The sequence below is a fragment of the Micromonospora sp. URMC 105 genome (assembly GCF_051386295.1).
Classification (GTDB): domain Bacteria; phylum Actinomycetota; class Actinomycetes; order Mycobacteriales; family Micromonosporaceae; genus Micromonospora.
On record NZ_JBPQTL010000128.1, the window covers coordinates 1 to 13,838 of the forward strand.

10 protein-coding genes are annotated in these 13,838 nt (G+C 73.1%); 4 read left to right on the forward strand and 6 right to left on the reverse strand.

Annotation, left to right across the window (positions count from 1 at the left end):
* Positions 1 to 222: 222 nt before the first annotated feature.
* On the reverse strand, positions 223 to 1,599 hold the full coding sequence (locus tag ACSNN7_RS26525; protein WP_436683690.1) for an FG-GAP-like repeat-containing protein: 1,377 nt from the start codon (positions 1,597 to 1,599) through the stop codon (positions 223 to 225).
* A 119-nt stretch (positions 1,600 to 1,718) separates the two neighbouring features.
* The gene (locus ACSNN7_RS26530) at positions 1,719 to 4,805 is read right to left on the reverse strand and encodes an AfsR/SARP family transcriptional regulator (protein ID WP_436683691.1); all 3,087 of its coding nucleotides are present in this window, start codon (positions 4,803 to 4,805) and stop codon (positions 1,719 to 1,721) included.
* Positions 4,806 to 5,008: 203 nt separating this feature from the next.
* Here ACSNN7_RS26530 and ACSNN7_RS26535 point away from each other — a divergent pair, with 203 nt between their 5' ends.
* The gene (locus ACSNN7_RS26535; protein ID WP_436683693.1) at positions 5,009 to 6,022 is read left to right on the forward strand and encodes an NADPH:quinone reductase; all 1,014 of its coding nucleotides are present in this window, start codon (positions 5,009 to 5,011) and stop codon (positions 6,020 to 6,022) included.
* A gap of 3 nt (positions 6,023 to 6,025) precedes the next feature.
* Here the strand turns inward: ACSNN7_RS26535 and ACSNN7_RS26540 are convergent, their stop codons facing one another.
* Together ACSNN7_RS26540 and ACSNN7_RS26545 are read right to left on the reverse strand one after the other, a co-directional pair.
* Positions 6,026 to 6,436, reverse strand: a complete 411-nt coding sequence (locus ACSNN7_RS26540; RefSeq protein WP_436683695.1) for a DUF1801 domain-containing protein — start codon at positions 6,434 to 6,436, stop codon at positions 6,026 to 6,028.
* Positions 6,437 to 6,703: 267 nt separating this feature from the next.
* Positions 6,704 to 8,338 (reverse strand): fatty acid--CoA ligase, encoded by a 1,635-nt coding sequence (locus ACSNN7_RS26545; protein ID WP_436683703.1) that lies wholly within the window; start codon positions 8,336 to 8,338, stop codon positions 6,704 to 6,706.
* 100 nt (positions 8,339 to 8,438) lie between these two features.
* Here ACSNN7_RS26545 and ACSNN7_RS26550 point away from each other — a divergent pair, with 100 nt between their 5' ends.
* Positions 8,439 to 8,930, forward strand: a complete 492-nt coding sequence (locus tag ACSNN7_RS26550) for an NUDIX domain-containing protein (protein WP_436683696.1) — start codon at positions 8,439 to 8,441, stop codon at positions 8,928 to 8,930.
* Here ACSNN7_RS26550 and ACSNN7_RS26555 read toward each other — a convergent pair.
* Positions 8,917 to 9,804 (reverse strand): EamA family transporter, encoded by an 888-nt coding sequence (locus ACSNN7_RS26555; protein ID WP_436683698.1) that lies wholly within the window; start codon positions 9,802 to 9,804, stop codon positions 8,917 to 8,919. The genes ACSNN7_RS26550 and ACSNN7_RS26555 overlap by 14 nt on opposite strands.
* Before the next feature lie 85 nt (positions 9,805 to 9,889).
* Here ACSNN7_RS26555 and ACSNN7_RS26560 point away from each other — a divergent pair, with 85 nt between their 5' ends.
* Positions 9,890 to 10,780, forward strand: coding sequence for a LysR family transcriptional regulator (locus ACSNN7_RS26560; protein WP_436683700.1), 891 nt, complete (start codon positions 9,890 to 9,892; stop codon positions 10,778 to 10,780).
* A 7-nt stretch (positions 10,781 to 10,787) separates the two neighbouring features.
* Here ACSNN7_RS26560 and ACSNN7_RS26565 read toward each other — a convergent pair whose 3' ends face one another.
* Positions 10,788 to 12,464, reverse strand: coding sequence for an MDR family MFS transporter (locus ACSNN7_RS26565; RefSeq protein ID WP_436683701.1), 1,677 nt, complete (start codon positions 12,462 to 12,464; stop codon positions 10,788 to 10,790).
* A gap of 90 nt (positions 12,465 to 12,554) precedes the next feature.
* Between ACSNN7_RS26565 and ACSNN7_RS26570 the strand changes: the two genes are divergently transcribed.
* Positions 12,555 to 13,838, forward strand: a 1,284-nt coding sequence (locus ACSNN7_RS26570; RefSeq protein ID WP_436683702.1) for an MFS transporter, incomplete at its 3' end; no start/stop codon positions are given.

Sequence of the window (13,838 nt, forward strand, 5' to 3'; positions counted from 1 at the left end):
TCCGGGCGCAGGAGACGCGGTACGCGTCCATGTAGCCGTCCATCTTGGCGCTCAGTCTGGTGTTCAGCGTGGCGGCGGCGAGCACCGATCCGGCCAGGGCCGCGCTGAGTCCGAGGGTGGCCAGGAGGCGGTTCTGCTGCATGACGGGTGTCCCTTTCGCGGGGAAGGATTCGGGGGGGTGGACGCCCGGGGCCGGATCCGCTGACCCGGCCCCGGGGCGGATCAGAAGATGCGGTCGAAGGCGGACCAGTTGTTGCTGATCGCTCCGGCACCGGAGGAGAACCCGCCCGAGCCGTTGCCGCGGTACAGCCACAGGTCCTTGGTGCCGGAGGCACGGGCCAGCACGTCGCCGTCCCCGTCGCGGTCGAAGTCGCCGACTGAGAAGATCATGTCGAAGGCCGACCAGTTGTTGCTGATGGCCGCGCCGGTGCCCGAGGTGAAGCCGCCGGAGCCGTTGCCCCGGTACAGGTGCAGGTCCTTGGTCGAGGCGTTGCGGGCCAGGATGTCGGAGTCGCCGTCGCCGTCGAAGTCGCCCGGGGAGAGGATCCGGTCGAACGCGGACCAGTTGTTGCTGAACGCCGCGCCGGTACCCGAGACGAAGCCGCCGGAGCCGTTGCCCCGGTACAGGTGCAGGTTCTTCGTCGAGGCGTTGCGGGCCAGCACGTCCGGGTCACCGTCGCCGTCGAAGTCACCCGCCGGGAAGATCATGTCGAACGCGGACCAGTTGTTGCTGATGGCCGCGCCGGTGCCCGAGGTGAAGCCGCCTGAGCCGTTGCCCCGGTACAGGTGCAGATCCTTCGTCGACGCGTTGCGGGCCAGCACGTCGGCGTCGCCGTCACCGTCGAAGTCACCGGCGTTGAACATGGTGTCGAAGGCCGACCAGTTGTTGCTGAAGGCCGCGCCGGTGCCCGAGGCGAAGCCACCGGAACCGTTGCCCCGGTACAGGTGCAGGTCCTTCGTCGACGCGTTACGGGCCAGCACGTCGGCGTCGCCGTCACCGTCGAAGTCGTTGTTCACCACCGCGCCGTCGCGGATCCGGTTGTAGTGCAGCCCGACGAAGCCCTCGCTCGCGTACCAGGACCGGTTCTGGATGATGTGCCGGCCCTCCTTGCCGGTGCCGTACTCGTCGTAGACCCACATCTGGGTCCGGTCGGCGTTGGCCCACTTGTCGAAGAGCGCGACGTGCCCGTAGCTCTCCCCGAGGATGGCGTCGCCGGGTCGCAGCGAGCCGAGGCTGATCCTCGTGGTGTCACCGAAGTCCGCCAGGTCGCCGGTGTTCCGGTCCCAGCCGTCGCCCTTCTTCGGCAGGTGCCAGGCCATCGAGACGAAGCCCGAGCAGTCCGGCCGGTAGTAGTGCCCGTCCCCGTCGGATTTCTGGTTGGACTGGCTCTGGCTGTAGACGACGCCGTAGGTGTCCATCCACCACTTCGCCCGGGCCAGCACCTCCGTCCGCGTGATCGAGCCGGCCACCACGGACGCCTGCGCCGGCGCCGCCGTGGTGGTGAGACCGACGGCGACCGTGCCCGTGGTGGTCGCCACCAGCACCAGGCCGGCGGCCATCATTCGCAGCAGCCGGTCGCGCATCCTCAACTTCCGCATCGTCGAACTCCTCAATTCGTGCGGCGGTTGTCGCCGCTGATGCAAGGAGGTTCGGCGGGTGGTCTGCAGGATCAGGCCAGGGCCGCTGCAACGCGGTCTACAGCGGATTACAGGACGGACTACAGAACGGGCGGGCGCGCCTCGGCCAGCTCCGCCGCCAGTTCGCCGCGCTCGCGGGCGCCGTGGTCCTCGAAGACCCGCAGCGCCTCCCGGGCCAGCCGGCCCGCGTCGTCGTGGCCCCGGATCGCGGCCAGCTGGGCCAGGTTCCGCAGCACCCGGGCGCGGGGCAGCGCGAGCTCCAACTCGTCCCAGAGCCGCAGTGAGGCCCGCAGGTGCCGCTCGGCGTCGGCCAGCTCCCGCCGGGACAGGTGCAGCTCGCCGAGGACCCGCAGGGTGGCCGCCTCCCCCCAGCGGTCACCGGCGCGGCGGCTGGTGCCCAGCGACCGTTGCAGCAGGCCGAGCGCTTCGGTGCTGCGGCCGAGCCGGACCAGGGCCTTGCCGACCGCGCGGTCCCCGTACGCCGCCAGCAGGCTCTCGTCCAGCTCGCGGAAGGTGTCCCGGGCGCGCACGGCGAGCGCCAGCGCCTCCCGCAGCTCGCCGCAGGCCCGGTGGTGCAGCGACAGCATCCGCCAGGTCAGCGCCACGCCCCGCCGGTCGCCGAGCCCCTGGTAGACGCGCATCGCCACCTCCAGGTCGGCCCGGGCGGCGGGCAGGTCGCCCTGTTCCAGCCGGACCGCCCCGGCCAGCCGCCGGACGTCCGCCAGCACCGCGTCGTCGCCGAGCTGACGGGCGATCGGCTCGGCGCAGCCGAGGAAGTACAGCGCCTCGGCGAACCGGCACTGCTCCCGGCACGTCGCCCCGAGCGCGGTCAGGGTGAGCGCCTCCTCGTGCCGGTGCCCACCCTCGCGGAACGCCTCCAGCGCCTGGGTCAGGTACTGCGCCGACTCGGCGTACCGGTCCTGGGCGCAGCGGAGCTGACCGAAACCGGAGAGCAGGACGGCCTCACCGTGCCGGTTGCCGTTGCGCCGGGCGGCGGCCAGCGCCACGTCGTGGGTACGGGTCCAGCTCTCGAACCGGCTCGCGGTCGCGTACGGGAAGGTGGACAGCAGCGAGGCCAGGTCGCAGGCCTGCTGGTCCAGCCCGCGCTCGGCGGCGACCTCCACCGCCCGGACCAGCGAGTCGTGTTCCGTGGCGAACCAGCTGCGCGGCTGGTCGAGCACCCGCTCCACGAGGTCACCCAGGGCCCGGCCGGCCCCGGCGGGCGGCGGGCCGGTCGACGCGCTGCGGCGTACCGCGTCGATCAGCCAGAGCCAGGTGGTGGTCACCCGGCTCACCAGCTCCCGCAGCTCCGGCTCCGGATGCTCGGCCTCGGCGCGCTCGCGGGCGTACAACCGGACCAGGTCGTGCAGCCGGTAGCGGAGGTGACCGGTGCCGTCGACCTGGACGAATTCCGCGAGCTGCGCGTCCATCAACCGCTCGATGGCCTGCTCGGCCTCCTCCTCGCCCAGGTCGAGGGCGATCGCCGCCACCCAGGCCGGGAAGTCGGGCAGGCCCAGCAGGCCCAGCACCCGCAGCACGGCCGCGTCCCCGGCCTCCAGGCCGCGGTAGCTCAGCCCGATGCTGGCGCGTACCTCCTGGTCGCCGATGGCCAGCTCGTCCAGCCGCCGCCGCTCGTCGGCGAGGCGGTCGGCCAGCAGCTTGAGCGGCCACCGCTGGCGGCTGGCCAGCCGCGCCCCGGCCACCCGGATGGCGAGGGGCAGGCCCCCGCACTGCTGGACGATGCGGCCGGTGGAGACCTCCTCGGCGGCGGCCCGGTCCGCGCCGACCAGCCGGGCGAGCAGCTCGACGGACTCCTGCTCGGGCAGCACCGCCAGCTCGGTGAGGACCGTGCCGGCGAGTCCGCCGAGTGGACTGCGCGAGGTGACCACCACGACGCAGCCGACCGTGCCGGGCAGCAGTGGCCGGATCTGCTGCTCGGTGGCGGCGTCGTCGAGCAGGATCAGGGTGCGCTGCCCGGCCAGCCGGGTGCGGTAGAGCTCCACCCGCTCCTCGGTGCCGTCGGGGAGCCGGTCGGCGGCCGTGCCGAGGGCCAGCAGGAACCGCCCGAGCACCTCCCGCGGCTCGACCGGGGTCCCGCTCATCCCGCGCAGTTCCGCGTAGAGCTGGCCGTCCGGGAAGCTGGCGGTGACGTCGTGCGCCACCTGCGCGGCGAGCGTCGACTTGCCTACCCCGCCCGGTCCGACGACCACCTGGATCGGGGCGGGCCGATCGGCGGTGGCGGCGGTGAGTTCCTGCGCCAGCCGGGTGCGCTCGGCGCCCCGGCCGGTGAAGTCGGCCGGCACCGGCGGAAGCTGCGCCGGCACCGCCCGGGCCGGCCGGGTCGCCGGACCGGGTGACACCGGAGCCGAGGTGAGGCTCGGCGCGCCCCGGTCGGCGGGCATGGTGGGCGCGAGCGGCGGCCGGTCCCGCTCGGGTTCGTCGCGGAGGATCGCCTCGTGGATCGCCTGGATCGCCGGACCCGGTTCGATGCCCAGCTCCTCGACCATCGCCTCGCGGCCGTCCCGATAGACGGCGAGCGCCTCCGGACGCCGTCCCAGCCCGCTCAGCGCCCGCATCAGCTGCCCCCGCATCCGTTCCCGGAACGGGTGCCGGCGGACCAGGTCGGTCAGCTCGGCGGCCACCCGCTCGGTCCGGCCCAGCAGCAGCTCGATCCCGGTGCGCTCCTCGACCGCGGTCAGCCGCAGCTCCTCCAGGCGGGCGGCCTCGCCGGCGAGCAGCTCGCTCTCCACCCCGCCGAGCGCCGCGCCCCGCCACTGTCCCGCGGCGCGGTGGAGCAGCTCGACGGCCTCGTCGTGGCGGCCGGCGGCGCCGGCCCGGCGCCCCTGGGCGAGGAGCTCCTCGAAGAGGTCACGGTCGAGAGTGGCCGCACCGACGCGGATCAGGTAGCCGGGCGACCGGGTGACGATCGCCGTGCCGACGCCGCCGCCCAACGACCGGCGCAGGGTGGAGACGTACGTCTGCAGGACGGCGCGGGCGGTGCCCGGCGGCCCGTCGCCCCAGATGACGTCGACCAGGCGCTCCGCCGGCACCACGTGCCCGTGCTCGACCAGGAGCGCGGCCAGCAGCGTGCGCGGCTTGACGCCGCCGAGCTGGACCGGATGGTCACCGATGGTGGCCTCGACGGGCCCGAGCAGGCGGAACTCCATGACCGAACCGTCCCCCGTGACAATTTGGCACACCTGATCGACGATCTTATTTGTCTCATCGATCGTGATGGATCAGCCGTTCGGTCGACCCGAGGTGTTCGGACGACCACCGGAGGTGATCACGGCCGGCGACCCTGCGACGCCACCCCGGGCCGGGCGGGATCGGCGAAGATGGGGAACGCGACTGTCGGAGGGAGACGGGAATGAAGGCGATCGTGTACGAGCAGACCGGCGATCTCTCGGTGCTGAAGCTGGTGGACCGGCCGGTGCCGGAGCCGGGGCCGGGCGAGGTGCTGGTCCGGCTGGCGGTCGCCGGGGTGAACCCCACCGACTGGAAGGGGCGCCGCTCCCGGCCGCTGCCAGCCGGCTGGCAGACCCCCGGGCAGGACGGCGCCGGGGTGGTCGAGGCGGTCGGCGAGGGTGTCGACCAGATCCTGATCGGCCGGCGGGTCTGGGTCTGGGAGGCCGCCTGGCAGCGCCCCTGGGGCACCGCCGCCGAGTACACCGTGGTCCCGGTCCGCCAGGCGGTATCCCTCGGCTCCGCCTCCTTCGACCTGGGCGCCTGCCTGGGCATCCCGTTCCTCACCGCGCACCGGTGCCTGACCGCCGGCGAGTACATGCCGACCAAGCTGCACGCGGGTGCGCTGAGCGACCACGTGGTGCTGGTGCAGGGCGGGGCGGGCGCGGTGGGCAACGCGGCGATCCAGCTCGCCCGCTGGGCCGACGCCTGCGTCATCGCCACAGTGAGCAGCCCGGGAAAGGCGCAGCTCGCCGCGGCGGCCGGCGCGTCCTTCGTGATCGACTATCGGCGACAGGACGTGGTCGAGGAGGTCCGCAAGATCGCCCCCGACGGGGTGCACACCATCGTCGAGGTCTCCGCCGCCCGCAACGCCGCCGCCGACGTGCAGGTGCTACGCCCCGGCGGCGCGGTCTGCGTGTACGCCGACGACGGCGGGGACGAGGTCACCCTGCCGATCCGGCCGCTGATGGTGCCGAACGCCCGCTGGCAGTTCGTACTCGTCTACACCGAGCCGGCGGCGGCCAAGGCGCGGGCGCTCGCCGACGTGGCGGCGGCGGTCGAGCAGGGGGCGGTACGCGTCGGCGCGGAGGCCGGGCTGCCGCTGCACCACTACGCGCTGGCCGACACGGCCGCCGCGCACGAGGCGGTGGAGCGCTCGGTGGTCGGTAAGGTGCTGATCACCACCAGCGAGCAGTGACGGTCACTCGGCGCGGGCCTGGGCGACCGAGGCCCGCACCAGCTCGGTCAGCACGTCGAGATCGACGTCGGCGAGCCGCTTGACGTAGAGGCAGCCCTTGCCGGTGGTGTGCCGGCCCAGCCGGGCCAGCAACTGCTCCTTCTCGCCGAACTCCTCGGCGAGGTAGAGGGTGGTGGCCGCCTTGCGCGGCGAGAACCCGACCAGGAACCAGTCCAGCTCGCGCCCGCTGGCGTAGCGCAGGTGCCGCTGCCCGAAGCCGACGATGGCGTCGCCCCACATGGTCGGCGGCTCGCCGGTGACCTGTCGCATCAGGTCGCGGACGACGAGGGCGTCGCGGCGGCGGGTCTCGTCCGGCACCGCGGCGAGGAAGTCGTCCGCGCTGGCGTCGGTCGGGGCGGTCTTCAGGGTGGCCATGACGTCTCCGAGGTCGGCGGCGGGACCGGCCCAGGACGGCCGGATCGCTGCCGATGGTACGAGCCGCCACCGACACCAGGGCCGCTGAGCTGGGCGGATTTCCACGTCATCGGGACAGAGGCGAACATGTTTCGCAAGAATGACTGTGCGGGTCGCCCCGCAGAGAGCGGGCGGCCCCGGCGCGGTGCGAACGCCGGGGCCGCCCCTGGGGAGGGATGTCTCAGGAGTACGTCCCTGCCCCATACGGCGACGGTGCGCCGGAAAACGTTACGGCCCGGTGAGTTCCCGGACCTCGAGCCCGCCGTCGGCGTACCGGGAGCGGACCACCTTCTTGTCGAACTTGCCCACGCTGGTCTTCGGCACCGCGTCGATGAAGGCCCACCGTTCCGGCAGTTGCCAGTGCGCCACCGACTTCGCCAGGAACGCCCGCAGCTCCTCCGCGGTCACCGTGGCACCCTCGCGGATCACCACCGTGGCCAGCGGACGCTCGTCCCAGCGCGGATCGGGCACCCCCACCACGCAGGCCTCCTGCACGTCCGGGTGGGCCATCAGCGCGTTCTCCAGCTCCACCGAGGAGATCCACTCCCCGCCCGACTTGATCACGTCCTTGGCCCGGTCGGTGAGGGTGATGTAGCCGTCCGGCGAGAGGGTTCCCACGTCACCGGTACGCAGCCAGCCGTCGCGGAACTTCTCCTCGTCCGGTGCCTCGTCGCCGACGTACCGGGCGGTAACCCACGGCCCGCGGACCTCCAGCTCCCCGACGGACGTCCCGTCGGCGGGCAGCGGTTCGCCCAGCGGGCCGACGATCCGCGCCTCGACGCCGGCCGGCACCCGGCCCTGGGTGTAGCGGTAGCGCCAGGCGTCGTCGCCGGTGGCCCCGGCCGGCGGCCGGGAGACCGAGCCCAGCGGCGACATCTCGGTCATCCCCCAGGCGTGGATCACCTCGATGCCGTGTCGCTCGGCGAACGCGTGCATCAGCGCGGGCGGGCAGGCCGATCCGCCGACGATCACCTCCGTCAGCGAGGAGGTGTCCACGTCGTGGTTGTCCAGGTAGGTCAGTAGGTCGTTCCAGATGGTCGGCACCGCGCCGGCCAGGGTGGGCCGCTCGGCGGCGATCATCTCGGCGATCGGCGCGGCCTGGAGGAACCGGTCCGGCATGATCAGCGACGCGCCGGAGAGGAAGGCCGCGTACGGCAGGCCCCACGACATCGCGTGGAACATCGGCACGATGGCCAGTTCCCGGTCGACCGGCCCCAGCCCGAAGCCCTCCGGCATGCAGACCTGCAACGAGTGCAGGTAGATCGAGCGGTGCGAGTAGGCCACGCCCTTGGGGTTGCCGGTGGTCCCGGAGGTGTAGCAGAGGGCGGCAGCGTCCCGCTCGTCCACCTCCGGCCACTGGTAGCTGTCGGGGCGGCCGGCCAGCAGCTCGTCCCAGTGGTGCAGGGTGATCCGGTCGCCGGCCGCCGCGACCAGCGGCGCGGGGTCGCCGCCGCCGACCACCACCACGTGCCGCACCGTGGTCATCTCGCCGATCACCCGCGCCAGCAGCGGGATCAGCGTCGAGTCGACCAGCACCACCCGGTCCTCGGCATGGTTGGCGATGTAGGCGACCTGGTCGGGGAAGAGCCGGATGTTCAGGGTGTGCAGCACGGCGCCCATGCTGGGCACCGCGAAGTACGCCACCAGGTGCTCGTTGTTGTTCCACATGAAGGTGGCGACGCGTTCGTCGCCGGTCACCCCGCACTCGTCGCGCAGGGCGTGGGCGAGCCGGGCGGCGGCGCGGCCGACCTCGGCGTACGACATCCGGCGCGGTTCGGCGCCGGTCCACGTGACGACCTCGGCCGCGCCGTGCACTCCTGCGCCGTGTTCGAGGATCCGGGAGACCTGGAGAGGGGCGTCCATCATCGTGCTACGCATGGATCACAAGCTAGTGTCGCCGGTCACAGCTTGGGAACCCCCGGAACTCCGGAGCAGCCACGGGGAAGCTGCGTAGATTGTCCCAGTGAGCATCTCGTGGGCCGACTCGTACGTGGGGCAGTTGCGCGCCCTGGCCGGTGACCGAACGCTGATGTTCGTCGGGGCCCGCGCCGTGGTCCGGGACAACGCGGGCCGGGTGCTGCTGATCCAGCGCTCGGACAACGGCCACTGGGCGCTGCCGGCGGGCGCGATGGAGCTGGGCGAGTCGATCGCCGACTGCGCGGTACGCGAGGTCCGCGAGGAGACCGGGCTGCGCGCGCTGCGGGTCAGCGCCTTCGCCCTCTACACCGGGCCGGACCGCACCCACACCAACATGTACGGGCACACGTACCAGATTTTCACCACCGCGTTCCGGGTCGAGGACTGGGACGGCGACCTGGCCCGGATCACCGACGAGACCACCGACGCGGCCTTCTTCGCGCGCGACGCGTTCCCCTCGCCGCTGTCGGCCTCGGTGCCGGAGACCCTCGCCGACCTCGACGTCTTCGAGCAGACCAACCGGCTCATCCTGAAGTAGTCCCGGCCGCGACCGGCTCGGGCCGGCCCGCCGCGACCGGCGCCGGCCGCGCGCCGGTGCATTCCGCGCCGACGCCGGCGGCCACCACGAAGGCGATCCCGGCCACCGCCGCGACGCCCGGCACCTGGTGCAGCGCGACCAGGCCGATGACCAGTGCGATCGCCGGCTCCAGGCTCATCAGCGTGCCGAACGCGGCGGTGGTGAGCCGGCGCAGCGCGAGCAGTTCCAGCACGAACGGCACCACCGGCAGGAGCAGGGCCAGCCCCAGCCCGGCCAGCAGCACCTGCCAGGTGAGGTCACCGAGGACGCCCGGACCGACCACCACGGTGGCGACCACGGCGGCCACCGGCATCGACACGGCCAGGCCCCGGATGCCGGAGACCTCGTCGCCCACCCGCTGGGTGAGCAGGATGTACGCCGCCCAGCAGGCGCCCGCGGCCAGGGCGAGAACGACGCCCACCGGGTCCACACCGCCCCGCCACGGCTCGGTGAGCAGCAGCACGCCCACGGCGGCCAGCGCCGGCCAGAGCTTCGTCCCGCCCCGGCCCCGGGCGACCGCCACGCCGAGCGGGCCGAGGAACTCCAGCGCGCTCGCCGTGCCCAGCGGCAGGCGGGCCACTGCGGCCATGAACAGGATGGTGACTCCGGCGGTCACCACGCCGAGCGCCACGCAGGACAGCAGGGCGCGCCGGGTGAAGCCGGCGGGGCGGGGGCGGACCACCGCGAGCAGCAGCACGCCGGCCCAGGCCAGCCGCAGCCAGGCGGCCCCTTCGGGCCCCACCTCGTCGAAGAGGGAGACCGAGGCGGCCAGGCCGAGCTGGACGAAGAGCATCGACGCGACGGCCATCGAGGCGCCGCTGCGGGTGGTAGCCATGCCCCCCAGTAGAGCCGCTGCCTACCGTTCACGTCCACGTGTCATTGCTGGACGAACCATTCGGCAATCGTGAACAATCGACGCCGTGGACCTCCGCCGCCTGCGCCTGCTGAGCGAGCTGGCCCGGCTCGGATCGATGCGCGAGGTCGCCGACGAGCTGGGCGTCACCACGTCCACGGTCTCGCAGCAGCTCGCCACGCTCGCCCGCGAGGTCGGCGCGACCCTGATCGAGCCGCAGGGCCGCCGGGTCCGGCTCACCCCCGCCGGCCGGCGGCTGGCCGAGCACGCGGTGACCATCCTCGCCGCCGTCGACGCGGCCCGGCTGGATCTCGACCCGCGCGCCGAGCCGGCCGGCACCGTCCGGGTCGCCGGTTTCGCCACCGCCGTCCGCCGGTCACTGCTACCGATCACCGCCCACCTCGCCGCCCGCCACCCGCAGGTCCGGCTGCGCATCCACGAACACGAACCGGCCGAGGCCTTCGCGCTGCTGGCGACCGACGACGTGGACCTCGCCCTGACCTACGACTACAACCTCGCACCGGCGCCCGTCGACCGGACGCTGGAGGCGACGCCGCTCTGGTCGGCGCCGTGGAGCCTCGGCGTACCGGCCGACGACGTCCCGGACGGCCCGGACGACGCCGCAGCCGTCTTCGGCCGCTTCCGCGACCACAGCTGGATCGTCAACTCCCGCTACACCGCCGACGAGGTGGTCGTCCGGACCATCGCCTCGATGGCGGGCTTCGAACCCCGGATCGGGCACCGCGCGGACAGCCTGGAACTCGTCCAGGACCTGATCGTCGCCGGGCTCGGGGTCGGGCTGCTCCCCGCCGACCAGCCGACCGTTCCCGGCGTACGCCTGCTCCCGCTCACCGGCCCGCAGGCCCGGCTGCGCTCGTACGCGGTCACCCGCCGGGGCCGTACGGGCTGGCCGCCGCTGGCGCTGATCCTCGACCTGCTCGCGGCCGTACCCGCATAGCGGGCGCTCAGAGCATCGTCTGCGACTTCGCCTCCATCTCGGCGGCGGCCTCCTCCTTCGACTCCCTCGTCAGCGGCTTGCCCCCGGGAGCGGCGGCCTTTCCACCAAGCGGGTCGGCGCCACCGGTCGCGCCCTGCGGACCGGCCCCGCGCAGCTCGTCGTCCGGCAGGGCCAGGGTGACCAGCACCGCCACGACGGCGATCAGGCCGGCGGTCAGGAAGACCAGGTCCAGCGATTCGACGAAGGCGGCCTGGATGGCGGCCCGCACCGGCTCCGGCAGGGCCAGGATCGTCGCCGGGTCGTTGATCGAGATGTCGGCACCGCCACTGGCCGCGACGGCGGCGCGCTGGTCCGGCGGGAGCTGGGCGATCGCGGCCGGCAGCCGGTCGGCGAGCTGCCCGGTGAGCCGGGAGGAGAGCACCGCGCCGAGGATCGCCACCCCGAACGCGCCCCCCAGCGACCGGAAGAACGTCGCCGCCGAGGTGCCGGCCCCCAGGTCCCGGACGTCGACCGCGTTCTGCACCCCCAGGATCAGCGACTGCATGCACAGGCCCAGCCCGACGCCGATCACCACCATGAAGCCGAACGCCACCCAGAGCGAGGTGTCCACCTCCAGCCGGGTGAAGAGCAGCGTGCCGACCAGCAGCACCACCGAGCCGACCACCGGAAACCACTTGTACCGGCCCATTCGGCTCATCGCCCGGCCGGTGAGGACCGAGGTGACGATGATCCCGGCCATCATCGGCAGCATCAGCAGACCGCTGCGGGTCGGCGAGGCGCCCTTGACGATCTGGAGGTAGAGCGGGATGAAGATGATCGACCCGAACATCACCAGACCGAGCACGAAGCCGGCCGAGTTGGCCAGCGCGAAGGTGGCGCTGCGGAACAGCCGCAACGGCAGGATCGGCTCGGCGACCCGGGCCTCCTGGGCCACGAACGCCACCGCCAGCACCGCCCCGGCGACGAAGAGCCCGACGATCACGCCGGAGCCCCAGGCGTACTCGTTGCCGCCCCAGCTCAGCGCCAGCAGCAGCGCGCTCACCCCGGCCACCAGCAGCCCCGCGCCGAGCCAGTCGATCGCGTGCTCCCGCCGCTGATACGGGATCAGCCGCATCACGTGGTAGCAGACCACGATCGCCAGGATCGCCAGCGGCACGTTGATGTAGAAGATCCACCGCCAGTTCGTCTCGGCGAAGTAGCCACCCACCAGCGGCCCGGCCACCGACGACAGCCCGAAGACCGCGCCGAAGAGCCCCTGGTAGCGGCCCCGCTCCCGGGGTGAGACCACGTCCGAGATGATGGTGAACGCCAGGGTCAGCAGGCCGCCCGCGCCGACGCCCTGGATGCCCCGGGTGACGATCAGCTGGGTCATGTCCTGCGACAGGCCGGCCAGCAGCGAGCCGAGCAGGAACGTGCCGATCGAGAAGAGGAAGACCGGCCGGCGCCCGTACAGGTCGGCCATCTTGCCGTACAGCGGGGTGGAGGCGGTGGAGGCGAGCAGGTACGCGGTCACCACCCACGAGTAGTGGTTGATGCCGCCCAGCTCGCCGACGATGGTGGGCAGCGCCGTACCGACGATGGTCTGGTCGAGCGCGGCCAGCAGCATCCCGGTCATCAGGCCGAACATCAGCAGGCGGATCTGGCGGGCGTTCAGCACCGGGCTGCCCTGGGCTTCCGTGGTCATCCCGCCTTCTTTCCCGGCCCGTGCGGAACATGCGTCCGGCTCGGAAAAGGCGTCGACAGGCCGGGCGGCGCTCGACCACCATGGGCGCCCGTGAGACTGCTCCGCCGGCTGGCCCTGGATCTCACGCCGCTGCGTACCTCGCGGGACTTCCGGCTGGTGTTCGGCGCGGCGGGGGTGTCCGGCTTCGGGTCGTTCATCACGTACGTGACGCTGCCGTACCAGGTGTACCAACTGACCGGCGATCCGCTGCTGGTCGGTTTGCTCGGCGTCTGTGAGCTCGTACCCCTGCTCGTGATGGCCTTCGTCGGCGGCGCGCTCGCCGACTACCTGGACCGGCGGCGGCTGGTCCTCGGCGGCGAGATCGGCTTCACGCTGCTCTGCGGGGTGCTGCTGGTCAACTCGCTCTCCGCGACGCCGCAGCTGTGGCTGCTCTACGTGGTGGCGGCGGCGACCGCGGCGCTGGACGGGTTGCAGCGCCCGGCGCTGGAAGGGCTCACCCCCCGAATCGTCCCGCCCGACCAGATCCCGGCGGCCGGCGCGCTGAACTCGCTGCGCATGGACGTGGCGCAGCTCGGCGGCCCGGCCGTCGCGGGCGTGCTGATCGCCTCCGTCGACCTGGCCTGGGTGTACGCCATCGACCTGGCCACCTTCGCGTTCTCGCTGGCCTGCCTGGCGCTGGTCCGGGCGGTGCCACCGCCGCCGGCCGCCGACCGGCCGTCGCTGCGCTCGGTGGCCACCGGTCTGCGGTACGCCCGCAGCCGCCCCGAACTGCTCGGCACCTACCTGGTCGACATCAACGCGATGTTCTTCGGCATGCCGCAGGCGCTCTACCCGTTCATGGCGGAGAAGCTGGGCGGCCCGGCGGTGCTGGGGCTGCTCTACGCCGCACCGGCGGCCGGCTCGCTGCTCGCCACGGTCAGTTCCGGCTGGGTGAAGCACGTTCACCGGCACGGGCTGATGGTGGTGCTCGCGGCGGGCGCCTGGGGGCTCGCGGTGGTCGGCTTCGGCCTGTCCGGCTGGCTCTGGCTGGCGCTGCTGTTCCTGGTGCTGGCCGGGGCGGCGGACATGGTCTCCGGGCTGTTCCGGATGACCATCTGGAACCAGACCATCCCCGACCACCTGCGTGGCCGGCTCGCCGGCATCGAGATGCTGTCGTACTCGACCGGTCCGCTGCTCGGCCAGCTCCGCTCCGGCCTGGTCGCCCGCACGCCGCTCGGCGTCAACGGCTCGATCGTCTCCGGCGGCGTCCTCTGCGTCCTCGGCACCGTCGTCCTGGCCGCCGCCCTCCCCGCCTTCCTCCGCTACGACGGCCGCGACGGCCTGGCCCGCAAACAGGCCGAAGACGCCGCCTGGGCAGCCCGCTCCACCCCCACC

Bases quoted from the DNA above. Each gene is read 5' to 3' on its own strand.
- ACSNN7_RS26555 (WP_436683698.1), bottom strand. From the start codon at position 9,804: ATGGCTACCACCCGCAGCGGCGCCTCGATGGCCGTCGCGTCGATGCTC.
- ACSNN7_RS26535 (WP_436683693.1), top strand. From the start codon at position 5,009: ATGAAGGCGATCGTGTACGAGCAGACCGGCGATCTCTCGGTGCTGAAG.
- ACSNN7_RS26530 (WP_436683691.1), bottom strand. From the start codon at position 4,805: ATGGAGTTCCGCCTGCTCGGGCCCGTCGAGGCCACCATCGGTGACCAT.
- ACSNN7_RS26540 (WP_436683695.1), bottom strand. From the start codon at position 6,436: ATGGCCACCCTGAAGACCGCCCCGACCGACGCCAGCGCGGACGACTTC.
- ACSNN7_RS26525 (WP_436683690.1), bottom strand. From the start codon at position 1,599: ATGCGGAAGTTGAGGATGCGCGACCGGCTGCTGCGAATGATGGCCGCC.
- ACSNN7_RS26545 (WP_436683703.1), bottom strand. From the start codon at position 8,338: ATGGACGCCCCTCTCCAGGTCTCCCGGATCCTCGAACACGGCGCAGGA.
- ACSNN7_RS26565 (WP_436683701.1), bottom strand. From the start codon at position 12,464: ATGACCACGGAAGCCCAGGGCAGCCCGGTGCTGAACGCCCGCCAGATC.